Here is a 22,739-nt window from a genome sequence, read left to right as displayed (position 1 = left end):
TCAGGAGGTGACGGCGCGGATCTCCGTCACGGTGAACGCGTCGACGATGTTGCGGTTGTCGAGCAGGAACCCGACCAGCCCGGCGATCGCCTCCGTGCCCGTGGCCGCCCGCGACTGCCCGCTGAGGAGGTAGACCAGCGGGGTGGACGGCTGGTCGAGCGCGAAGCGATGGCCGTGGCGGCGCACGTCCTTCAGCACTCTGATCGGCACGGGCCGCTCCGAGGTGAACCACACCGCGATCGTCCACATCGGCAGGCCCGGATCCGCCTCGGAGAAGGCGTGGTAGCAGGCGACACAGCCGTTGCCGGCGTGCGAGCCGTGCGGGCAGATCCAGGGGGCCGTGTCCGTGGCCGGCTGGCCGCGCGAGCCCAGCTTCGCCTCGCTGACCCGGCGGCCTGCCTGCCGGACCGGCTGCTCGGACGAGGAGACGGGACGGGTGGCGATGATCGCACTTCCTTCCTTCGGTCGCTGGGGGGAACGGGCGGGGGCCAGGTCAGCCGGTGGAGGCGTCAGGCCGGGTGAAGGAGACCAGATGGTCGATCTCCTCGAAGCCGGCGGCGCCGAACAGCGCCCAGGACGGTTCGGGATCGCCCGCCGCGTATAGGATCGTCTGCTTTGCGCCGTGGTCGTGCAGCAGGGCGTCCGCCCGCGACAGCAGCTCCCGTTCGAGCTCCTCGTCGGCGTGGCCGGCGGCGGCGCCGAACCACCACAGGACGCCGAGGCCGTCGCCCGGCTGCTGGACGACCAGTTCGGCGGAGGCGTCGTCGTCCCTGGACTTCAGCCACCAGCCCGGCGGGGTGGTGCTGGTGAGGACCTCGACCCTGGAACGCGCGGGAACGCGGGAGGCGGCCGGTGCCGTGCGGCGCAGGCAGCGCCAGGAGTTGCGCGCGGCGAAGCCCGCGTGTTCGAGCACCTTCCTGGTCACGGGCCGGCGTGCCGTCGGCAGGCCGGCCACGCCCAGGCACGGCGCGGCGGTGAAGGCGTGCACGAGCCCGCCGCCGCCCAGCCGGTGCAGGGTGTGCAGGACGAGCGCTTCGACGACGTCCAGCATCTCGTGCCCGTGCAGCCACAGGAGCTGTCCCGCGCCGTGGTCGCGGTGCGCCGCGTACGCCACGACCCCCGTGACGTGGCCGTCGGCGGCCGTCAGCACGTCGGTCGTGGGAGGTTCGAGACCGGACCAGGGACCGGGGTGGGAGGTTCCGGCCACCGCCTCGTCGAGCATGCGCGGGGTGCACGGCGGCTGGCCGGGCAGCCGATCGGCGTCGACCAGCGCCAGCACCGCCTCCCGGTCGCCGTCCCGGTAGCGGCGCGTCCGCGTCCCCGGCGGGGAGAGCGAAGGGAGCGGGCGGACGGAGTCGAGGATCTCGTCGGCGGACAGCGTGTTGCCCGTGCGCGCGGCGGTTCTCATCGCGGCCGCCGCGATCGGGCCGGCGGTGTGCGGCGGGATCACCAGGAGCATGAAGCCATCCTGGCTGCCGCGGATCACCCTGATGGTGTTGGGCGTGGCCGGCAAGCCGCTGATGCGGACGAAACGGCCGTCGATGAGCAGGTGGGCCGGAACTTCTTCCCAGGCGGTGGTGTCGAGCCTGACCCGCAGGATGGGACCGAGCCGATCCTCCAGGACGCGGACGAGGGCGCGCAGCTCGCGAGGCAGGTCGTTGGAGTGCGGCCACCAGGCCCCGTCGAGGGTTCCGTCGCGGGTCAGCGTGGGTTCGAGGAACACCCGGGCCGGATGGAGGGTGGTGGGGGTCGCTGGCGGGTGGCGGTTCGGCATCGGTGTGCCGCCTGTCTCCGGCGGTCGAGGGCCGGCTGTGTCCGGGGCGACGCCGACGCGAATGCCGACATGCGAAATGTCCCAGGTAACCCAGCCTACGCCGCCCGCGAGGGGGCGGCACCGGTGCGTGGAGGAGGACACCGCCCAGCTCCACCTGGGGAAAGGGACGGGCCGGAAAGGGGATTTTGTGGTATTTGTGTGATCTAGGCATTGGGTCGAGCAGGGAACAGACGTGATGCATCAGCGGCCGATGATCTCGCCGACGCTCGTCGGCCGCGCCGGTGAACTGGCCCTCCTGACCGAGACCGTCTCCAACACCCCATCGGTGGCGGTGGTCGAGGGCGAGGCGGGCATGGGCAAGACCCGCCTGGTGGGCGAGCTGCCCCGCACCGGTCTGCGCGTCCTGACCGGCGGCTGCGCCAGGATCAGGGAGCCGTTCCCGCTGGGCCCGATCGTCGAGGCGCTGCGCGAGGTGCCCGACGACCTGACCGGCCTGTCACCGGTCGCGGGCGCGCTGCGCCCGCTCCTGCCCGAGCTGGCCGAGCGCCTGCCGGAGCCGCCCGAGCCGCTGGACGACCGCGCGGGCGAGCGCCACCGGGTCTTCCGCGGCCTGGGTGAGATCCTGCGCGCGCTGGGCCAGGCCGTGCTGGTGGTGGAGGACCTGCACTGGGCCGACGAGCAGACCGTGGAGTTCCTCGGCTACCTGCTGTCCGCCCCGCCGCCGGACCTGGCCGTGGTGCTGACCTACCGCGCCGAGGAGGCCTCGGCCGACCTGCGCGCGGTGACCGCCCGCCTGCCGAGGGCCGTCGCCCACGCCCGCGTACGGCTGGCGCCCATGGACGTGGCGCAGACCAGGGCGCTGGCGGCGGCGATCCTGGACGCCGAGGAGATCTCCCTGGACTTCGCCGAGCACCTGTGCGAGCGGGCCTCCGGCGTCCCGCTGGCGGTGCAGGAGCTGGTGGCGCTGCTGCGCCAGCGCGGCACGCTCATGCACCGGGGCGGCGAGTGGGCGCGCAGGACCATCGCCAGGCTGGACGTGCCCGCCGGGGTGCGCGACCCGGTGCTGGAGCGGGTGGGCCGCCTGTCGCCGCAGGCCGAGGCGGTGGTCAGGGCGGCCTCGGTGCTGCACGAGCCGATGCCGGTCGAGGTGCTGGCGGCCACCGCCCGCCTGCCGTACGAGAGCGCGCTGGACGGGCTGGACGAGGCGGTGGAGCACGGGCTGCTGGCCGCGCGCGGCGAGACGGCGGCGTTCAGGCACGTGCTGGCGGCGCAGGCGGTGTACGAGGACATCCCGGCGGCCAGGCGGCGCGACCTGCACGCCAGGGCCGCCGCCGCGGTGGAGGCGATGCCGCTGGTGCCGCTCGGGCAACTGGCCCACCACCACCGGCGCGCCGGGCACATGGCGGCCTGGGTCGAGGCCGCGGAACGGGCCGCCGACCAGGTGCGGCGGCTGGGGGACGACGCCGAGGTCGTCAGGATCCTGGAGGCGGTCCTGCGGCACGCCCCGCTGGAGGCGGAGCACCGGGGGCGGCTGACGGTCAAGCTCGCCTGGGCGGCCGAGGGGCTGCTGTACATCCCCGACGTCATCGACCTGCTGGTGCTGGCGCTGGAGCAGGGCCCCTCGCCGATCGTGCGCGCCGAGCTGACCCTGCTGCTGATCTACCTCAAGGACGCGGCGGGACAGGGCTCCGACCCCTGGTTCGAGGCGCTGGCCGCGGTGGCGGCGGACCTCGACGTCGAGGCAGAGCCCGAGCTGGCGGTGCGGATGATGCTCGTCCTGAGCATGGGGCGGGACGCCAGGACCGCCGACCGGCACTGGATGGACAGGACGCTGGCCGTCCTGCCCGCGGTCAAGGACCCGCACCTGCAGATCTTCGTGCTCGGCAAGATCACCAGCAGCATGGTGCTGATGGGCGACCCGCGCTGGGCCGACCTCATCGAACAGGTGCGCAGGAGCGTCGGGCACCGGGCCTGGCACCGGGCGAAGGTCAACGCCTACTACTCGATCGGCTCCGCGCTGGCCTTCGTCGGGGACCACGTCCGGGCGCAGACGATCCTGCGCGTGGCGCTGGACGGCGCGGCCCCGCTGGCTCCGGCGAGCGGCGGCGACATGATCGACCGGTGCCGTTCGGCGCTGGCGGTGGCCGACTACTGCGCGGGCTCCTGGGACGGGCTGGACGCCGAGACGGCCCTGCTGGCCGAGCGGCTCAGCGAGCGGCCCAAGGACAGGTACGCGGCGGCGACCGTGGCCGCCTGCCTGGCGCTGGCCCGCGCCGACGCGGCCGGCGGCGAGCCCGGCATCCGCCGGCTGATGACCGAGGTCCCCGGCAGGGTGGACGAGACGTCGCTGCTGGCCACCGCGCTGCTGCGGCAGGCCGTGGCGCGCGGCGAGCCGGAGGGGGCGGTGGCGGACGCCCTGCCGCTGATCGAGTCGTGGATCGAGCGCGGCCTGCGGCCCTCGGAGGTGCGGATCCTGCCCGCACTGACCGAGGCGATGGTGGCGGCCGGGCGCGCCGAGGAGGCCGCGGACCTGGTGGCCCGCTCGGAACAGGCGATCGCGGGCCTGGCCGCGCCGCTGGCCCCCGCCGCGCTGCGGCACGCCCGCGGCTTCCTCAACCCGTCCGGTGGCCACTTCGCCGCCGCGGCCGACCTGTACGAGGCCGTCCAGTGCCCGTACGAGGCGGCCCAGGCCAGGGAGCGGGCCGGGACGGACGAGCAGCTCAGGCGGGCCGTCGACGCCTACGAGACGCTCGGCGCCCGCCGGGACCTGGACCGCGCGGCCCGCCTGGCGCGCGAGCGCGGCCTGTCGCTGCCTGCCAGGCACCGGGGCGGCACCCGCGGCTACGGCGACGCCCTGTCGCCCCGCGAGCGGGACGTCGCCCGGCTGGCCGCGTCCGGGCTGACCAACAAGGAGATCGCGCAGGAGCTGTTCCTGTCGGCCAAGACGGTGGAGCGGCATCTCAGCGCCGTCCTGCGCAAGCTCGGCCTGCGCTCGCGGATCGAGCTGGCCCGTATGGGGGATGCCGTCACGGCGGAATGAGGGATCTCCCGCATAGCTAGCCGATTGTCCCGTTCGTCACGATCTTCGCATGCCCGATGAACACGAGCCCGAGAACGAGCCCATCGAAGAAGAGGACGAGGACGCACAGCTCGCGCCTGAGGAAGAAGACGACAAGGACGGCTGGGTCAAGGCATGATCAGGTCAACCTCCCGGCTGGGCGCGGCCTGTCTCGCACTCACGCTGGTCACCGGGCTCGGCGCCGCCGAAGCCACGGCAGAACCCCCGCGGCAGGCCGGGCCCGGCACCACGGTCACGCTGGTGACCGGCGACAAGGTGCGGGTGGACCGCACCGGCGGCGCCACCGTCATCGACCCGGGTGACGGCGTGTTCGCCCAGCTCACCCTGAACGGCGACGAGTACGTCATCCCCGCCGAGGCCGCCCCGTTCCTCGGCGGGACGCTGGACGTCCGCCTGTTCAACGTCAGCTACCTGGTGCGCGCGGGCCTCGACGACGCGCACACCGACGCCGTGCCGGTCCAGGTCGAGCTGGGCGGCGTGGCCACGCTCGGCGCGCGGTCCAGTTCCTTGCCCAAGAAGGACGCGGAAGGCTTCGGCAGGGAGCTGGCCGGCGCGTGGAAGGCCGGGCGGAAGCCGGGAACAGGCCGCGTCACGCTGGCCCGGCCCGAGGGCGCCCCGGCCTTACCCGCCGATCCGATGGCGGCGCAGGCCGGCTTCCCCGAGTACCACACGGTCACCGTCGACTCCATCGACCGCGACGGCAAGCCCGGCGTCATGCTCGGCACCATCCACAGCCTGGACGACCCGACGTTCACGATGTTCCAGGTGGGCAGCGGCGTGGAGGGCACCTCCCAGGCCGTCTTCAGCGTGCCGGCGGGCGACTACAGCATCGAGGCCAGCGTCCTGACCGGCCCCGTCCTGGACTGGAGCTCCACCGGTGCGCTGGTGATCGAGCCGGAGTTCTCCGTCACCGGGGACATGGCGCTCACGCTGGACGCGCGTAAGGCCGTGCCGTACCAGGCGACGTTCGAGGGCGTGGACGGGACCGGCCGCACGCAGTACGACCTCATCACCTACAACCGCACCACTGTCCAGGGCGGCCAGGTCGGCAACCCGCCCTTCGGCAACTCGGTCACGGCGCTGTTCCTGATGCGCCTGGTCTCGGGCGGGGACTTCGGGGTCCACACCCTGTACGCCACCCCCACCGAGCGGGTGACCAAGGGCAGCCTGGACTTCCTCGCCATGACCTCGGTCGGCGGTCCCAGCGGGAACGACCCCACGTACAAGGCGGTCTTCCACGAGCCCGGCGGCGTGCCGGCCTCGCTCACCCGCGAGGTCAGGCGCTCGGACCTGACGACCGTGGACTCCACGATCCACAACACCCCGGGAGCCGGCTCCCAGCACCCGGAGCTCCTGAGCATGGTCTACCTGCCGTGGACGCAGACCACGTTCGGCGTCACCGCTCCCCTGGACGGCGGCAGGCGCACCGACTACTGGTACAGCAACGCCCCCGGCAAGGTCGTCTGGGAGCCCATCCTGCGACCGGACCTGGGGCTGCGCCTGCTCGGGGAGCGCCGGCTCATCCGGCCGGGCCGGCGCGTCGCCGAGACCTGGAACAAGGGCCCGCAGGTGCCCTCCAGCAGCGCGCCGTTCACGCAGGAGGCCCTGATCGGGATCCAGGACACGCCTGACACGAACGTCACCGGCGCGCTGGAGCAGGTGTGCGTGGCCTGCCGGCAGGACGATCTGGGCCTGCTGTACCTCGACCCGTACGCCGACTCCACCCCCGGCCACTACCGCTCGGCCCTCGACGGACCCGCGCAGGTGGAGTTCTACCGCGACGGCGCGCTCGCCTTCACCTCGGCGCCCCGGGGCGACGGCAAGCGCCTCACGCAGTTGCTGGACCTGCCGCTGCTGCCGGAGCCCGCCGAGTACCGGCTGAAGGTGACCGGCGACAACCCCGGGGTGGAGGGCGCCACCAGCACCACCGACTGGACCTTCCGCACCACGGACCGCGACCGGGCGGCCGACCTGCCTGACCAGGTGATGTGCGCGCCCGACCCGACCCGCCGCTGCTCGTTCCTGCCCCTGCTGTTCGTACGGCCCGACCTGCCGCTGGACGTCAACAACGCCACCCCCGCCGGCGAGCCGTTCGAGGTGGCCTTCACGGTGCGGCACCAGCAGTACCAGGACGACCCCGGCAGGGTGAACGCCACCGTCTCCGTCTCCTACGACGGCGGCACGACGTGGTCGAAGCCCCAGCCCGCGAACCGGGGACGCGACGGCCGCTTCACCACGACCCTCACCAGCCCCAGCGGCGGTGAGTACGCCGCCCTGCGGATCAAGGCCGCCGACCGCGACGGCAACGCCGTCGAGCAGACCAACCTCCGCGCCTACCGGCTCGCACCGAAGGACCAGTGACCGTGATCATCTCCCGGCTGCTCCCCGCGATCGTGCTCGGCCTGACCCTGCTGGCGCCGGCGTCGGCTCAGGCCGCCGACGACTGCTCCACCCCCGACTGCCTGCTGAAGGTCACCGCCAGGACCGGCGCCGACATCAGCGACGGGCTCAGGGCGGCGGATCTTCAGGACGCCTACAAGCTGCCCTCGTCCTGGCTGGGCGGCGGTCAGACGCTCGCGGTCGTGGTGCCGTACGGCCATCCCAGCGCCGAGCGCGACCTGAACGAGTACCGCAAGGGCAACGACCTGCCGCTGTGCGATGAAGTGTTCCCCTGCTTCCGTCACGTGGACCAGCGCGGCGGCACCGGCAGGCCACCGACCCACAGCGGCTACGCGCTGCACGCCGCGGCCGGGCTCGACCTGGGCTCGGCCGCCTGCCCCAACTGCAAGCTGCTGCTGGTCGAGGCCGACGACGAGACGCCGGCCAGCGTGGGCGCCGCGGTCGACCAGGCGGTCGCGCAGGGCGCCGACGCGGTCTCGGTGATGACCGGCTTCTACGAGTACGCCGGCCAGCGGGCCGACGCGGGGCACTACGACCATCCGGGTGTGCCGATCGTCGCGGGCGGTGGCAGCGGGTTCGGCAACGGCGTGGGCAGGCAGATGGTCCCGGCCGCCTACGGCTCGGTGATCGCGGTGGGCGCGACCGCCCTGTGGCGTGACCCGGGCAACGCGCGCGGCTGGAGCGAGATGGCCTCCTCGGGGTCCGGCTCGGGCTGCTCGGTGTACGAGGCGCGCCCGGCCTGGCAGCCGAAGGGGCAGTGCGGCGCCAAGCGCACGGTCGCCGACGTGGCCGCGGTGGGCGACGCCCGCTCGCCCGTGCAGCTCTACGAGAGCTCCACCTGGGGCGGCTGGATCGGCGTCAGCGGCACCCCGATCAGCGTCGCGCTGATCGGCGGCGTGTACGCGCTGGGCGACAACGGCCAGGAGATCGTGCCCGGTCAGCAGCTCTACGGCTCCGGCCAGTACCTGTTCGACATCACCTCCGGCGCCAACGGGTCCTGCGGCGGCGCGCCGCTGTGCACCGCCAGGCGCGGATACGACGGGCCCACCGGCATGGGCGTACCCAACGGCATCGGCGCCTTCTGAGGAGCATTCGTGCGCAGCATACGCAGAACCGCGGTCGCCCTGGCCGCGATGACCTTGACCACCGCGCTCACGACCGGCGCGGCGACGGCGGCCTCCACCGCCTGCACCCCGGCCTGGAAGCTGCTCGACATACCCGCCATCCCCGACGGCGGCTACTCGGTGGCGCAGGCGTCGTCCGTCTCGTCCAAGCAGGTGATGTTGTCCACCCAGGGTGACCGCACCTCCACCACCCTGACCTCGGACGGCAGGTCGATCAAGCTCCTGCCCAAGCAGATCCCGCACGCGGCCATGGCCCACGGCGGCGTCTGGGAGACGACCTTCGACTCGAAGTCCAGCGGGTGGGCGCGCTACCAGTTCCGCCACGGCGACGTCTACGGCAGCGGCGTCCCCGTCTTCGCGCGCCTGTACGGCGGGCGGTGGACCTTCGTGCCCGCCGCGACCTCCCCCGACCCCGCGGCGACCAGGCCCAACCTCCAATCTCTCGACTCGGTCTCGCCCTCGGCCGCCTGGGCCGTCGGCGAGTACACCGGGCAGAGCGAGGAATCCGCCGGCGCCGCCATCCAGCAGTGGAACGGCAAGGTGTGGAAGAACGTCGACCACCCGGCGCTGACCCGGGCGAACGCGACCCTGCGGGCCGTGTCCGCGCGCTCCCGCGACGACGTCTGGGCGGTCGGCAGGCAGTTCACCGACCCCGGGCGGATCGAGTCGCTGATCCTGCACTACGACGGGAAGACGTGGACGGAAATGCCCGGCGTGCCCGGGGTGCTCGCCGAGCTCCTGTCCGTCAGCGCTCGCGCCTCCGACGACGTCTGGGCGGTCGGCTTCGAGCGGAAGACCGGCGCCTCGGCCCCCGTGGCGCTGCACTGGGACGGCAAGTCCTGGAGCAGCGCGCCCACGCCGTCGGCGGCCTGGACCATGCCCATGGCCGTCCACGCCGCGGGCCCCGGCGACGTGTGGATCACCTCGATGGGGTCGGCCGACGGCTGGACGCAGCCCCCGCTGCAGCACTGGGACGGCACGTCGTGGACGGACGTGCGGCCCGAGGGCGTCCAGCCGCCCGGCTCGAAGTACATCTACGTGGCGGTGACCGGCTCGGGTCCCAAGGACGTCTGGGCTACCGGCCAGATCCTCAACGGCAGTGGCTGGGAGTCCAGTTCGCAGCCACTCGTCGCGCACCTGAGCTGCGAAGGACGCTGACATGAAGATCATCTCTTTAGCGGTGGGCGCGCTCATGACCGCCTCCCTCCTGACCCCCGCCCCGGCCGCGGCCACCGCGCCCGCCGATCCCGGCCCGCTGGGCGGGCAGGTGCTGGCGGCCTACGCCGCCGGGGACCGCACCGACCTGTGGGTGCTGCTGTCCGAGAAAGCCGACACCACGAGCGCGGAACGGGCCAGGACCCGCACCGCGCGCGGCGAGCAGGTCGTGCGCGCCCTGCGCGACACGGCCGACCGCGCGCAGGCCCCGCTGCGCAAGCTGCTGAAGGCCGAGGGCCGCAAGAGCGAGACGTTCTGGGCGGCCAACGCCGTGTACGTCCGCGACGTGCCCATGAAGCTGGCCGAGAAGCTCGCGAAGCTGGACGGGGTGAGCGAGGTCAGGACGCCCAGGACCTACCCGGTGGCCCTGCCGGTGGAGACCAAGGCCGCCGCCGCGACGGCCGCCGCCGTGGAGTGGGGCGTGGCCAACATCAAGGCCGACCAGGTGTGGCAGCAGTACGGCGTGCGCGGCGAGGACATCGTCGTGGCCAACGTCGACACCGGCGTGGACTACACCCACCCGGCGCTGGCCGGCTCCTACCGGGGCAACAACGGCGACGGCACCTTCACCCACGACTACAACTGGTACGACGCGGCAGGGAACTGCGACGAGCCCGGCCCGTGCGACGGCCACAACCACGGCTCGCACACCATGGGCACCATCGCGGGCGACGACGGCGAGGGCAACCAGATCGGCGTCGCGCCCGGGGTCAAGTGGATCGCCGCCAGCGGCTGCCAGTCCGGCGGCTGCTCCGACCTGGACCTGATGCGGGCCAGCCAGTGGATGCTGGCGCCCACCGACGCGGCCGGGCAGAACCCCGATCCCGCCAGGCGCCCGCACATCGTCAACAACTCCTGGGGCAGCACCCTGCCCACCAACGAGCCGATGTTCGAGGAGGTCCAGGAGGCGTGGGCGGCCTCGGGCATCTTCGGCGTGTGGTCCAACGGCAACGAAGGGCCCGAGTGCCGCACCTCGGGCACGCCGGGCAGCCGTACGCTCAACTACTCCGTCGGCGCCTACGACAGCGCCAACACGATCGCCTCCTTCTCCAGCCGGGGGGACGGCCAGGACGGGCAGATCAAGCCGAACATCTCGGCCCCCGGCGTGGACGTCCGCTCCTCGGTCAGGGGCGGCGGCTACGCCACGATGTCGGGCACCTCGATGGCCGCGCCGCACGCGTCGGGCGCGGTGGCCCTGCTGTGGTCGGCCAACCCGTCGCTGGCCCGCGACATCGAGGCCACCCGTACGCTGCTGGACCTGACCGCCATCGACACCGCCGACCCGCAGTGCGGCGGCGACGCGGCCGACAACAACGTCTACGGCGAGGGCCGCCTGGACGCGCTGGCGCTGGTGCGGGCGGGCGCCCAGGGGCTGGGCACGCTCTCGGGCACCGTCACCGACGCCGCCACCGGAGAGCCGCTCGCCGACGCCACCCTGTCGCTCAGCGGGCAGCTCAACCGCGAGTCGGCCTCCGGCCGGGACGGCGCGTACACCTTCCGGCTGCTGGCCGGCGACTACCGGCTCAAGGTGAGCGCGTTCGGCTACCAGGAGGTCACCGCGACCGTCCAGGTGACCAAGGACGGCTCGGTCGAGCAGGACGTCCCGCTCACCCCGACCGAGCGCAGGACCCTGTCGGGCACGCTCACCGACGGCTCAGGCCACGGCTGGCCGCTGGGCGCCAAGGTGACCGCCGACGACGGCAAGGGCCACACCTGGGACGCCACCGCCGACGCGGTCACCGGCCGCTGGTCCCTGTCCCTGCTGCCCTCCACCGCCTACACGCTGCGTGTCACCCCGGCCGTGCCCGGCTACGACCCGGTCACCAGGCAGGTCAGCCTGGGGGCGGCGGACCAGACCGTGGACGCCGCCCTGCCCGCCGCCCTCGCGTGCGTGGCCCCCGGCTACACGGCGAGCAGGTCGGGCACGCCCGAGCGGTTCACTTCCGGCAAGCCCACCGGCTGGCAGGTCACCGACGTCGATCCCGGTTTCCCCGGGTTCGACCACCAGCCGGGCTGGGTCTTCGACAACCCCGGCGCCCGCGAGAACAGGACCGGCGGAAGCGGCGCGTTCGCCATCGTCGACTCCGACCACTCCGGCAAGGGGCACGTCCAGGACACCTACCTGACCAGCCCGGCGCTGAGCCTGGCCGGGCACACCAGCCCGGTGCTGGAGTTCGCGGCCGACCTCAAACCCGGCGTCAACGCCATCGCCTGGGCCGACCTCAGCCTGGACGGCGGCCGTACCTGGACGACGGTGTGGACCCGCAAGGGCTTCCCCGGCGCTCCAGGCCCGGCCCCGCAGGTGGTGGCGATCCCGCAGGCGGCGGGGCAGGCCAAGGCGCAGGTCCGCTTCCACTACCGGGGCAACCGCTCGGGCTGGTGGGCCGTGGACGACGTCTACGTCGGCGACCGCGCCTGCCGGAAGACCGAGGGCGGGCTGGTGACCGGCGTCGTCACCGACGCCGCCACCGGTGAGCCCGTGCGGGGGGCGGCTGTCGCCTCCGGCGGGCGGACGGTCACCACCGACGGCTCCGGCGCCTACTGGCTGTTCTCCGCGCAGACCGGTGATCGGGAGGTGACGGTCACCAAGAGCGGCTACGCCGCCAGGACCGCCACCGCCGCCGTCACCGCCGACCGAATCAGCGAGCTCGACGTAGAACTCACCGCATCCTGACCACCCGCACCCCCGACCCCTGACCGCCCGCGCCCCCGGCAGCCCCCTGCCGGGGGCGCGGCGCGTCGGCGGCTCTCAGCGGCACGGCTCCCGCTGGGCGACGCCGGGGAAGTAGCTCTCCCACTGCCCGGCCGTCAGTGCTGGGTACGCCCGCGCGCAGACCGCCCGGTTCGCGCGCACCGGATCGACGCCCCACAGCCGGGCCGGGTGGTCGGCTCCCCCGCTGACCAGCAGCCGCCCGGCGAACAGCAGCCCGATCACGGGTCCTTCGCCGCCGGTCAGGGTGGCCCAGCGGGCGGGGGCGCGGGGGTCGGAGACGTCCCACAGGTGCACGGTGGGCTCACCGCCGCCGGTCGCGAGCAGGCGGCCGTCGCCGCTGAAGGCCAGCGAGTCCACATAGGTGCCGTGACCGTCCAGGACCGCCGACACCGACGGGCGGCCGGGCCGGGTGACGTCCCACAGCCGGACGGTGGTGTCCTGGCTGCCGGTGGCCAGCGTCCGCCCGTCGGGGCTGAACGCGCCGTGGTAGACGGCGTTGGCGTGCCCCCGCAGCACCGCCACGGGGACGGGGCGGCCCACGTCGGCGAGGTCCCACAGGCGGGCGGTCCTGTCGTAGCCGAAGGAGGCGAGCAGGCGGCCTTTCGGGGCGAAGGCGATGGAGTTGACGAAGCCGGTGTGTCCGGCGAGCGGCCGGGTCTCGCGCGGGCGGGCGGGGTCGCTGATGTCCCAGACCCGGATCACCAGGTCGCGGGTGGCGGTGACGGCGAGCACCCGCCGGTCGGCGCTGAACTCGGCGCTGTCCGGCGGTGCCGCCCCGGCGCTCATGGTCGCCAGCAGGGCGGGGGCGGGGCCCTTGAGGCTCCACAGCCGGATCGTTCCACCGGGGCCCGCGGTGACCAGGAGCGATCCGTCCGCCGACAGCTTGACCAGGCCTTCGGTGCGGGCCAGCAACCGGCTCGCCGGGCGGTGCGGGTCGCCGACGTCCCAGCGCAGCGCGCGGTCGCCGTTGCCGGTGATCACCGTGCGGCCGTCGGGGGCGCCCCAGACCGGCCGCGCGCGCCCGCCGCCCATCAGGGCGGGGCCCGGCAGGTCCCACAGGCGCAGCAGGTGGTCGTAGGAGGCGGTCGCCAGGGTGTGGCCGTCCGGGCTGAACGCCACGTCGGACATCGCCCCCGTGTCGATCGGCGCGCCGGGGCGGGGGGTGAGCGTCTGGAGCGGCCTGCCGTCGGAGGCGTCCCAGAGGCGGGCGGTGTTGTCGTCGCCCGCGGTGGCGATGGTGGCTCCGTCCGGGGAGAAGACGGAGCTGTTGACGGTCCAGCGGTGGCCGGGGAGCGTGAAGCGGAGGCCGGGGCGGCTCGGGCGGGTGAGGTCCCACACTCGCGGCGTGCTGTCCTCGCCCGCCGTGACCAGGCGCTTCGTGTCAGGGCTGAACGCGACCGAGGTGACCCGGCCGGTGTGGCCGGTGAGTGTCGCGATCGGGCCGCGCGCCGGTTGAGGGAGGGCCCACAGGCTCACCGCGCCGTCTCCCGCCCCTGCCACCAGGTGAGCGTTGACGGCCAGGCTGAGCACCGCGCCCTGGTTCCCGCGCAACGTGGTCATCGGCCGCCCCGTGGCCGCGTCGCTCAGCACGACCTCCCCCTTGGCTCCCCCGGAGGCCAGCAGCCGCCCGTCCGGAGTGAACGCCAGCGCGTAGACGGCTCCCCCGGCGGCGGGCAGGGTCCGCAGGGGGCGGGCGGTGGCCACGTCCCAGATGCGGACCGTCCCGTCGTCGCCGCCGCTGGCGAGCGTGCGCCCGTCCGGCGTGAAGGCGAGCGCGCCGACCTCGCCGGTATGCCCGGTCAGGACGGCGAGCGGGCGCGGCCGGTGCGGCGTGCCCACGTCCCACAGCCGCACGGTCCCGTCCTTGCTCGCGCTGGCCAGGACCCTTCCGCCGGGCGCGTACTCGACGTCGTGCACGTAGTCGGTGTGGCCGCTGAGCCGCAGGTTGAACGGCGTGCCGAACGCGCTGAGCAGCCCGCCGCGCGCCTCCATGGTGGGCGCGAGCGCGTACGCGGCCTGGGCGAGCCGGGCGGCCAGCGTCGGATCGGCGGCGCGGACGGCGGACGCCTGCTGGGCGACCTGCCGGGACAGGGCGATGTCGCGCTGCTCGCTCGCGGTCGCGGCCTCGTTGTACGCGGCGACCCCGGTGGCGCAGGCCACCGCCAGCAGCACCCCGAGCCCCGCGACCAGCCGCCGCAACCGTCGCGCTCCCGCGCGGGCGGCCCGCGCCCGCCGCCGCGCCAGCTCTCTCGACGCGTCGAGGAACTCGGCGGTGAGCGCGCCGGGCGGATGCGTCGTGACGGTGCTCCACTCCTGGGCGGCGGCCAGGCGGTTGCCCTGGTAGAGCGAGGCGGGGTCGCGGTCCTCGCGGTCCCAGGCGGCGGCGTCCGCGGCCACCCGGCGGCCGGCCAGCAGCGCGGCCCTGTCCTCCTTCAGCCACGAGACGAGCAGCGGCCAGGCGGTGAGCAGCGCCTCGTGGCTGATCTCGACGCTCTCCTGGTCGGCGGTGAGCAGCCGCTGGGCGATGAAGCGGTCCAGGACCTCCTCCGCGCCCTCCGGCAGGTGCTGCCTGGCCACGCGGCGGCGGGCGTCGGCGGTGTCGTCGGCGACGTGCACCAGTTGCAGCAGCAGCCGCCTGGCCAGCGCGCGCTGCGGCTCGGTCAGCCCGGCGTAGGCGGTGTCCGCGCTCTGCGCGATCGCCCCGGCGATGCCGCCGGCCGCCCCGTAGTCGGCGATGGTGATCGTGGTGCCCTGGCCGTGCCACCAGGTGGCGTACAGGGCGTGGGACAGCAGCGGCAGCGCGCCCGCGGGCGGGGCGGCGTCGCGCGGTCTGAGGTCGCGCAGGATCAGGTCGGTCAGCCCGGGTTCGAGGGCGAGGCCCGCCTTGCCGGCCGGCTCCGCGATGGCCGCCCGCAGCCCCTTCTCGTCCATCGGGCCGAGCGTGAGCTGGTCCGCGGTGGCGGCCACCAGCTCCGGGTGGTCGAGCGCCTGGGTGTAGAAGTCCGAGCGCAGGCCGAGCACGACGACGCTGCCGCGGGCGAGGGCGTGCACGCCGGCGACGAAGGCGCGCCGCTCCGCCTCGTCCTCGCACAAGGTGAACAGCTCCTCGAACTGGTCGAGCACGATCAGCGGCCCCGCCAGCTCCTTGAGCGTCTCCATCGGCCTGGCTCCTGGCGTGTGGACCGTTCCCGTCTCCAGGGCGGCGATCAGGCCCGCGCCGATCAGCGAGGACTTCCCCGACCCCGACGGCCCGACCAGCAGTTGCAGGCCGCCGCCGCGCCCGGCCAGCTCCTTCACCGCGCCGACCAGCAGCTCGGTCTGCTCGGCCCGGCCGAAGAACCAGCCGGCGCTGTCGGGCTGGTAGGCGGCCAGCCCCCGGTACGGCGGCGGCCCCGACCGCGACGCGCCCCGCCTCTGCCTGGCCCGCCGCCAGCCGGCCAGCCACGCCTCGATCCGTTCCGGGTCGTCCTCGCCGCACACGTTCAGCACCTTGACCAGCAGCTCGCGGGAGGTGGGGGACGGCAGGCCCCGCCCGGCGAACCAGTCGCCGATCGTGCTGTGCGCTCCCTGCACACCGACCCTCGCCGCCACCTGGCGGACGGTCAGGCCGGCGCGCTCGCGCAGCCGGGTCAGCTCTTCGGCGAAGTCGCGGCGGGTCCTGATCCTGGACGGCTGCGGCGCATCTGGCTCGGGCACATCTGCATGTCGGTGTGAGCAGTCGATTGGTTACACAACGCGGTCAGTAGTGGATGGCCCCGCGCGCGCCTCCACTGGCGATCACCGCGTCGCCGTTGATGGCGACGCTGAGCGGGCTGGCGAGGAACGCGATGACCGCCGCCACCTCCTCGGGCCGCACCAGCCGCCCGATGGAGACGGAGGCCGCCATCCGGCTCTCGAACTCCTCCGCGGTCGTCCCGCTCCTGGCGGCCCGCTCGCCGACGATGTCCAGCATGGTCTCGGTACGAGTGGCGCCGGGATGCACCACGGTGACGTTGACGCCGCTGGGCCCCAGCTCGTCGGCCAGGTTCTTGGTCATGGCGGCGACGGCCACGTTGCGGACCGAGCCGGTGATGGAGCCGCTCTGGCGGGCGGCGAGCCCGGCGACGTTGATGACGCGCCCCCAGCCGCGTTCCGCCATGGCCGGGGCGAACGCGCGGACGCAGCGGAGGTAGCCGCGCACCTTGACGTTGATCTCGGCTTCCAGGTCGTCGTCCGGGATCGCGCCCCGGTTGGTGGCGGCGGCGTTGTTGACCAGGATGTCCACCGCGCCGAGTTCGCGGACGGCGGCCCGCGCCATGGCGGTGACGGACGCGTCGTCGCCGGTGTCCGCGGTGAGGCCGATGACCTGGGCGCCGGTCTCCTTGGCCAGGCGGGCCGCCCGGTCCTGGACGTCGCGGGCGTTCCTGGCGACCAGCGCCACGGCGGCGCCCTCGGCGGCGAGCGCGCGGCCCGCGGCCAGCCCGATGCCGCGGCTGCCCCCTGTGACGACGGCGCGCCGCCCGGCGAGCTGCAGATCCATGAGTCCCCCTGATGCAGGCACGTGTATGCGGTCGTAAGACGGTATCGAGACCGCGTGTGGTGTGGTGCCGCCGCCCGCGCCGTACATGTCGCGACAAAGCTTCCGCCAAGGCGGGAAATAACCGCAGGTAGGGCGGGCTATCGTGAGAACTCGTCCCCCGCCGAGGATGGGTGATGACATGAGAGGGGCGCCCCCAGCGGTCGCCGTCGTGGACGGCGCCGGCACGGTGATCGGGTGGACCCGGGCCGCCGAGGAGCTCACCGGCTACCCCGTCGCCGACATCCTCGGCCGGCCCGTCGGCACGCTGCTGCCGCCCGGCGACCGCGAACCACCCGGCGCGTTCGTGCCCCGCACGGGGTTGACGGAGGTGCGGCGGCGCGACGGCGAGGTGGTCATCGTGCGCGCCGAGGCCGCGCCGCTCGCCCTGGGCGACGGGGCCGGGAGCCGGCGGGAGTCCTGGCTGCTGTCGGCGATCCCGGCCGCGACCGACCTGTCCACCGACACCGGCGCCCTGCTGGAGTCGCTCGTCAGCAGCTTCCCCGTCGCCATGGCGATCTGGGACGAGGAGCTGCGCTGCGTCTGGTTCAACGAGGCGGCCGAGCAGCTCAGCGAGGGCTACCCGTACTACCGGATCGGCCGCTCACTGACCGAGGCCGTCCCGGGGATCGACACGCGGGCGGTGCAGGAGGCGATGCGCGGGGTGCTCGCCGACGGCCGGCCCACGATCGACCGCGAGGCCCGCTGGTCGTACCGGAGCCAGGAGCGGACGCTGTCCATCTCGCTGCTGCCGCTGGAGGGCGCGGACGGCCGGGTGCTGGGCGTGTGCTCGGTGGCGCTGGACTTCAGCAACAGCAAGGCGCGCGACCACCTCGACCTGCTGCGCGAGGCCAGTGCCCGGCTCGGCAGCACCCTGGACGTGATGGACACCGCCCAGGAGCTGGCCGAGCTGGCCGTCCCGGTCCTCGCCGACTACGTGACCGTCGATCTGCCGGAGGCGATGGTGCCCGGCGTCGAGCCGCAGCAGCGGCTGGCCGCGGCGCAGGCCGGCAGCCCCGTCTTCCGGCGGGCCGGCGCGGCGTCGGTGCACGAGGGGATGCCCGAGTGGCTGTGGGAGCGCAACGAGACCGTGTCGGTGCCGCCGCGCTCCCCGTTCATGCGGGTCCTGCGGACGCGCCGGCCGCACTTCGAGCCCGTCCTGGACACCTCGCCCGGCACCTGGCTGGAGCTGGACCCCGACCGGGCGCGGACCGTCCACGCCACCGGCATGCACTCACTCATCGTCGTCGCGCTGGAGGCGCGCGGCGACGTGCTCGGCGTCGCGGCGTTCGCGCGCACGTCCAACCCGGCCCCGTTCACCAGGGACGACCTGTTCCTGGCCGAGGAGCTGGTCACCCGGGCGGCGCTGAGCCTGGACAACGCGCGCCGCTACACGCGCGAGCGGCTGACCGCGCTCGCGCTGCAGCGCGAGCTGCTCCCGCACGACCTGCGCGGCGGCGGCGCCGTCGAGGTGGCCTCGCGTTACCTGCCCTCCGACGGGCAGGAAGGGGTGGGCGGCGACTGGTACGACACCATCCCGCTGCCCGGCGGCCGGATCGCCCTGGTCGTCGGCGACGTGACCGGGCACGGCATCAGCGCCGCGGCCAGCATGGGACGGCTGCGCACCGCCGTCCGCACCCTGGCCCACCTGGACCTCCCCCCGGACGAGCTGCTCACCCACCTCGACGAGCTGATGGCCGAGGACGCCCGCGGCTTCGACGCCACGAGCGCCACCTGCCTGTACGCGGTCTACGACCCGCGGACGGGCTCCTGCACCATGGCCGCGGCCGGGCACCCGCCGCCCGCGATCGTGGCCGCGTCCGGTGAGGTGACGTTCCCGTCGCTGCCCGCTGGCACGCCGATCGGCGTCGGGCTGGGCGCCTTCGGCTCACGCGACCTGCACCTGCCGGCCGGGACCCTGCTGGCCCTCTACACCGACGGCCTGATCGAGAACCGGCACGCCGACCTGGACGCCGGCATGGCCCGGCTCGGCGACGCCCTGGCCCGCGCGGCCCTGCGGTCGGCGACGCCCGAGCGCGTGTGCACGGCCGTGATGCGCTCCATCGTGGGGGACGCGCCCGCCGAGGACGACATCGCCCTGCTCGTCGCCCGCATCCACGGCTGACCCGGCGGCGACACTTGACGTCCCCGGCCTGAGGCCCGCACGGGGTTGCCCGGGTACGCCTGAAAGCGTCCTTCAACCGTTCCAACCGGCCTGCAAGAGGGTGGCCGGACGCTGGTCCCTCGCTTCGGAGAGGGGATCGCATGTACGCATCCAGGAGAGGCCTCCTGGTCACACTGGCCGCCCTGCTGGCGCTGACGCTGGCCGTCGCGTCCTGCTCGGCGGCCACCGTCCGCACCGTCACGCTGGTCGCCGCGGGCGTCCTGGGGGACGACGCGTTCTTCGACATCGGCGCGGACAACCTCATGAACGTCATCGCGGGGGCCGGCGGCGCCGTGGCCGGGGACCGCGCCGGCCTCTACGGCGGGACGACCAGATCGACCCAGTGCTCGAAGAAGAAGCTGATCAAGTTCCTCAAGAACAATCCGGACAAGGCCGCCGCATGGGCGGAGGTGCTCGACATGGACGTGGCCGAGATCCCCGGCCGTGTCGGCAAGCTCACCTCCGTCGTGCTGCGGCGCGACGTGCTCGTGAAGAACCACGGCTACCGCGAGGGCGGGAGCACGGCGTTCCACGCGCTGCTCCAGGCGGGCATCGCGGTTCTGGTGGACAGCACGGGAACGCCGGTCGTCAAGTGCGACTGCGGCAACCCGCTGCTCCCGCCGGACGGCGACGTGGACATCGACCGGGCGAAGTACAAGGGCAAGAAGTGGAAGCACTTCTCCCGGAAGAAGGTGGCGGTGATCGAGGAGGGCGACGAGCAGCCGGCGATCAAGCTCGCCCAGCTCGACCCGGCCACAGGCCAGGAGACCGGAGAGGCGTTCGACCGGCCGACCGGCACGGAGGGCGAGCAGGACAGCGCGCCGACGCCCACGCCGGACCCGGACCGGACGCCCACCCCGTGCCCCACGTCCACGGACCCGCAGGTCACGACGCTCAGCCCGTGCCCGGAGCCCTCGGAGCCCACCGACGACCCGACAGGCGACCCGACCAGCGACCCGACGGACGCCCCGACCGGCGACCCGGAAATCTCTGATTCGCCGTCACCTGACCCCACCACCTGACAGCGTCAGATCGCCGCAGGGCTTCGACCTCGTCACACCCCTCCCCGTGCACCGGTCGAAGCCCGCCAGGAGTAGAACAGCACCGCCAGGCCCGGCTCGCCGGCCGCGACCAACCCGGCCGCACCCGCCAGGCCGCCGAGCGTACCGGCGACGACCAGGTACTGGGCCTGGCCCTCAGGGGGCGCGCTCAGCATGCGGCCGCGTCAAAGGTCACCCGGCCAGGCCGTCCTCGCCGGTCGTCGGGGCGATCGTGGCGGTCAGCCCCGCGCCCGCATGCCCCTGCTCGATGAGCGCTTCGATCCTGGCCGCCACCGCCGGCAGCCCGCCGTCGCCGAGCGCTTGACCGTCCCGCAGCTCGATGAGGTGGCGGACGACCGTGAGGTGCTCGGCCAGGGTGGCGGGACCTGCCGGGTAGGAGGCCTGCAGCAGCTCCGAGGCCGTGGCGGGAGCCGCCGCGACCACGTGCCCGAGCTGCTTGACCGCGGTGTCGGCGAACTCGGCGACATCCACGCCTGCTTCCCGCACGGCGTCGAGGGCTCGCAGCAGGCCGAGCTGGGCGTCGTACCAGAGGCCGAACAGGGTGAGATCCCAGACGGCAGCCGCTTGCGGCGCCTCGCCCACGAAGCGCGGCGTGCTCAGCAGCGCGAGGACCGCGCGGTGACGCTGGAACGCCGGTCGCGAGCCGCTGTAGAGGATGGTCGCCGCGTCGGTGCCGATCAGCTCGGGTGAGGTCTGGAGGCCCGCGTCGAGATAGGACGCTCCCAGCGCGGCCACCTTCCGGGCGGCGCGTATCGCTTCGCCGGGGGTTCCGGTGCACATGGCGATGATCGTCCGCCCGGACAGGTCCGCGTCCAGCTCGGCCAGGCACTGCTGTACGGCGGTGTGGTCGGTGAGGGTGAGGAGGGTCAGCGCGGCGGAGGACGCCGCTTCCCTGACCGATTCCGCGGGCGTGGCGCCGGCGTCCACCAGCTCGGCGGTGCGGCTCGCGGTGCGGTTCCACACCACCACGTCGTGACCGGCGGCGAGCAGGCGGCGTGCCACCGCACCGCCGATGGCTCCCGTGCCGATCACGGCTATCCGGTGGCCGTAAGCCTTGAGTTCCGTCATGGCGGCGATCTTGCAATATCAACCTTACTTGAGGTCAAGGCCGGCGGCCCTCGGAGGCACCGCCTCGGCGAGGTGCGGATGCGGGGCAGCCGGCGAGTGCCGTCACCGCCTCGCGGACTCCGGCGAGTGTCGTCATCGCCTCGCGGGCGCCGGCGGCGAAGGCCGGCAGGCAGGTCAGCTCGGGCGCGGCGGTCACGGTCATGACCAGCGTGCCCGCGTACGACAGCACGGCCACGGCCAGCGGCACCCCAGCCGTGATGGGCGCGATCGGGTACACGGCGGTCAGGCGGGCGCCGTCCAGCCAGAGCGGCGCGGCCGGGCCGGGCACGTTGGTGACGTACAGGTTGACCCGCTCGGCGCCGTGGCGGCGCACCCAGCTCATCATGAGCCGCATCACGAGCCTCGGCGGCTGCCAGGAGGGGGTGTCCGCCCGGCTCGCCTTGGCCGCGCGCGTCCGGGCGGTCACCTGGGCCAGCGCCCGGAGCGGGTCGGGTTCGTCCAGCGGCAGCGAGATCATCAGGGGCGCGCTGCCGCCCGCGTTGCGCATGCCGGGCGCGGCGGCCACGGGCACCGACACCCGCAGCGTGTGCCCGGCGACCGGCTCGCCTGACGCGGTCAGCAGCCGGCGCACTCCGAACGTGGTGAGGGTGAGGGCGATGTCGTTGACGGTCGCGTCCAGCGTGTGCGCGGCCCGTTCGACGTCGGCCAGCGGCCAGGCGGCGGTCGCGAGGCGGCGGCCGCCGTCGCGGACGACGGGGAACGGCAGGCTCGGCACCCGCGGGCCGACGGCCCTGAACGCCGTCGCGAGGACGCGCAGCTTCGCCGGGAGGTGCGGGATTCCCTTGAGCGCTCGCCACAGGGCGGCGGCCTTCGCCGCCGCCGCGTCCCGCACCAGACTGCTCGCCGATGGAGGTCGTGCCGCCTTCCATGGGACGTTCTCCTGTCCCGATTCTTGGGAGACGGCGCTCAGCAGCACGTCGGCCAGCGCCACCGCGGTCTTGCCGTCGGCCAGCGTGTGGTGCAGAGCCACCACCAGGCCGGTGCCCCCGTCCAGGCTGGCGCCCGCATTCGAGCCGGCGCCCGCGTCCAGGCTGGTGCCCGCGTCCAGGCCAGGGCCCGCGTTCACGCCGGGGCCCGCGTCCAGGCCGGTGCCCGCGTTGACGCCGGTGACGCAGAGCAGCCGCCATGGGGCGTGGCCGAGGTCGAGCGGCTCGGCGATCCGGGTCGCCGCCCAGTCGAGGAAGTCCGCGCCAGGCGGCAAGCGGACGAGCTCGATGTGCCGGGCGAGGTCGAACCGCTGATCGTCCACCCACAGAGGCGGGCCCTGCCAGAACCGGGTGCGGTGGACGCGGCGGCGCAGCATCGGCCCACGGTGCAGCCGGGCGCTCACCAGCGCGCGCAACCGCTCGACGTCCAGCGGCCCGTCCTGGTCCACCACCCCGGCCATGCCGAGGTTCATGTTCATCGGGGAGCCGGGCTTCTCGGCCCAGATCATCATCAGGTCCCCGGTGCTCAGGCGCTCGATCATGACGTGTCGCCTCCTTCGCAGGGGTCTCCTCCCGAGCGTCACCGAGGGGCGCTGAGCC

Annotated in this window: 14 protein-coding genes; 7 read left to right on the top strand and 7 right to left on the bottom strand. The window is 74.1% G+C overall.

The window, feature by feature from the left end:
• Nucleotides 1-210, bottom strand: a complete 210-nt coding sequence (locus ABD331_RS21565; protein WP_344477460.1) for a hypothetical protein — start codon at nt 208-210, stop codon at nt 1-3.
• Nucleotides 211-493: 283 nt separating this feature from the next.
• Nucleotides 494-1,774 (bottom strand): DUF5994 family protein, encoded by a 1,281-nt coding sequence (locus tag ABD331_RS21560; protein ID WP_344477458.1) that lies wholly within the window; start codon nt 1,772-1,774, stop codon nt 494-496.
• A 235-nt stretch (nt 1,775-2,009) separates the two neighbouring features.
• On the opposite strand from ABD331_RS21560, the gene ABD331_RS21555 reads away from it, so the two are divergent.
• From ABD331_RS21555 to ABD331_RS21535, 5 genes are all read left to right on the top strand, one after another.
• Nucleotides 2,010-4,814: an ATP-binding protein gene (locus tag ABD331_RS21555; protein ID WP_344477762.1), complete on the top strand. Its 2,805-nt coding sequence runs from the start codon at nt 2,010-2,012 to the stop codon at nt 4,812-4,814.
• Between the two features lie 153 nt (nt 4,815-4,967).
• On the top strand, nt 4,968-7,214 hold the full coding sequence (locus ABD331_RS21550; RefSeq protein WP_344477456.1) for a hypothetical protein: 2,247 nt from the start codon (nt 4,968-4,970) through the stop codon (nt 7,212-7,214).
• Nucleotides 7,215-7,216: 2 nt separating this feature from the next.
• The gene (locus ABD331_RS21545; protein ID WP_344477454.1) at nt 7,217-8,338 is read left to right on the top strand and encodes a S8/S53 family peptidase; all 1,122 of its coding nucleotides are present in this window, start codon (nt 7,217-7,219) and stop codon (nt 8,336-8,338) included.
• Between the two features lie 9 nt (nt 8,339-8,347).
• On the top strand, nt 8,348-9,535 hold the full coding sequence (locus ABD331_RS21540; RefSeq protein WP_344477451.1) for a hypothetical protein: 1,188 nt from the start codon (nt 8,348-8,350) through the stop codon (nt 9,533-9,535).
• Between the two features lies 1 nt (nt 9,536).
• Nucleotides 9,537-12,266, top strand: a complete 2,730-nt coding sequence (locus ABD331_RS21535; RefSeq protein WP_344477449.1) for a S8 family serine peptidase — start codon at nt 9,537-9,539, stop codon at nt 12,264-12,266.
• A 75-nt stretch (nt 12,267-12,341) separates the two neighbouring features.
• On the opposite strand, the gene ABD331_RS21530 is transcribed toward ABD331_RS21535, so the two are convergent.
• Nucleotides 12,342-16,001 carry an nSTAND1 domain-containing NTPase gene (locus tag ABD331_RS21530; RefSeq protein WP_344477447.1) on the bottom strand — a complete coding sequence of 1,220 codons (3,660 nt, stop codon included), beginning with the start codon at nt 15,999-16,001 and terminating at the stop codon, nt 12,342-12,344.
• 43 nt (nt 16,002-16,044) lie between these two features.
• On the bottom strand, nt 16,045-16,824 hold the full coding sequence (locus tag ABD331_RS21525; protein ID WP_344477444.1) for an SDR family NAD(P)-dependent oxidoreductase: 780 nt from the start codon (nt 16,822-16,824) through the stop codon (nt 16,045-16,047).
• Nucleotides 16,825-17,002: 178 nt separating this feature from the next.
• Between ABD331_RS21525 and ABD331_RS21520 the strand changes: the two genes are divergently transcribed.
• A complete protein-coding gene (locus ABD331_RS21520) occupies nt 17,003-18,985 on the top strand; it encodes a SpoIIE family protein phosphatase (protein WP_344477441.1) in 1,983 nt (660 codons plus the stop codon).
• Nucleotides 18,986-19,125: 140 nt separating this feature from the next.
• On the top strand, nt 19,126-20,046 hold the full coding sequence (locus tag ABD331_RS21515; protein ID WP_344477439.1) for a DUF6777 domain-containing protein: 921 nt from the start codon (nt 19,126-19,128) through the stop codon (nt 20,044-20,046).
• A gap of 32 nt (nt 20,047-20,078) precedes the next feature.
• On the opposite strand, the gene ABD331_RS21510 is transcribed toward ABD331_RS21515, so the two are convergent.
• From ABD331_RS21510 to ABD331_RS21500, 3 genes are read right to left on the bottom strand one after another with little or no spacing between them, the layout of a single operon-like run.
• The gene (locus ABD331_RS21510) at nt 20,079-20,240 is read right to left on the bottom strand and encodes a hypothetical protein (RefSeq protein WP_344477437.1); all 162 of its coding nucleotides are present in this window, start codon (nt 20,238-20,240) and stop codon (nt 20,079-20,081) included.
• Nucleotides 20,241-20,256: 16 nt separating this feature from the next.
• Nucleotides 20,257-21,153, bottom strand: coding sequence for an NAD(P)-dependent oxidoreductase (locus ABD331_RS21505; protein ID WP_344477435.1), 897 nt, complete (start codon nt 21,151-21,153; stop codon nt 20,257-20,259).
• 34 nt (nt 21,154-21,187) lie between these two features.
• Entirely contained in the window at nt 21,188-22,681 is a 1,494-nt protein-coding gene (locus tag ABD331_RS21500; protein ID WP_344477433.1) for a wax ester/triacylglycerol synthase domain-containing protein, read from the bottom strand.
• Between the last annotated feature and the right edge of the window lie 58 nt (nt 22,682-22,739).

The sequence above is a fragment of the Nonomuraea monospora genome (genome assembly GCF_039531895.1).
Classification (GTDB): Bacteria; Actinomycetota; Actinomycetes; order Streptosporangiales; family Streptosporangiaceae; genus Nonomuraea; species Nonomuraea monospora.
This window is presented reverse-complemented; position numbering and strand designations above follow the sequence as displayed.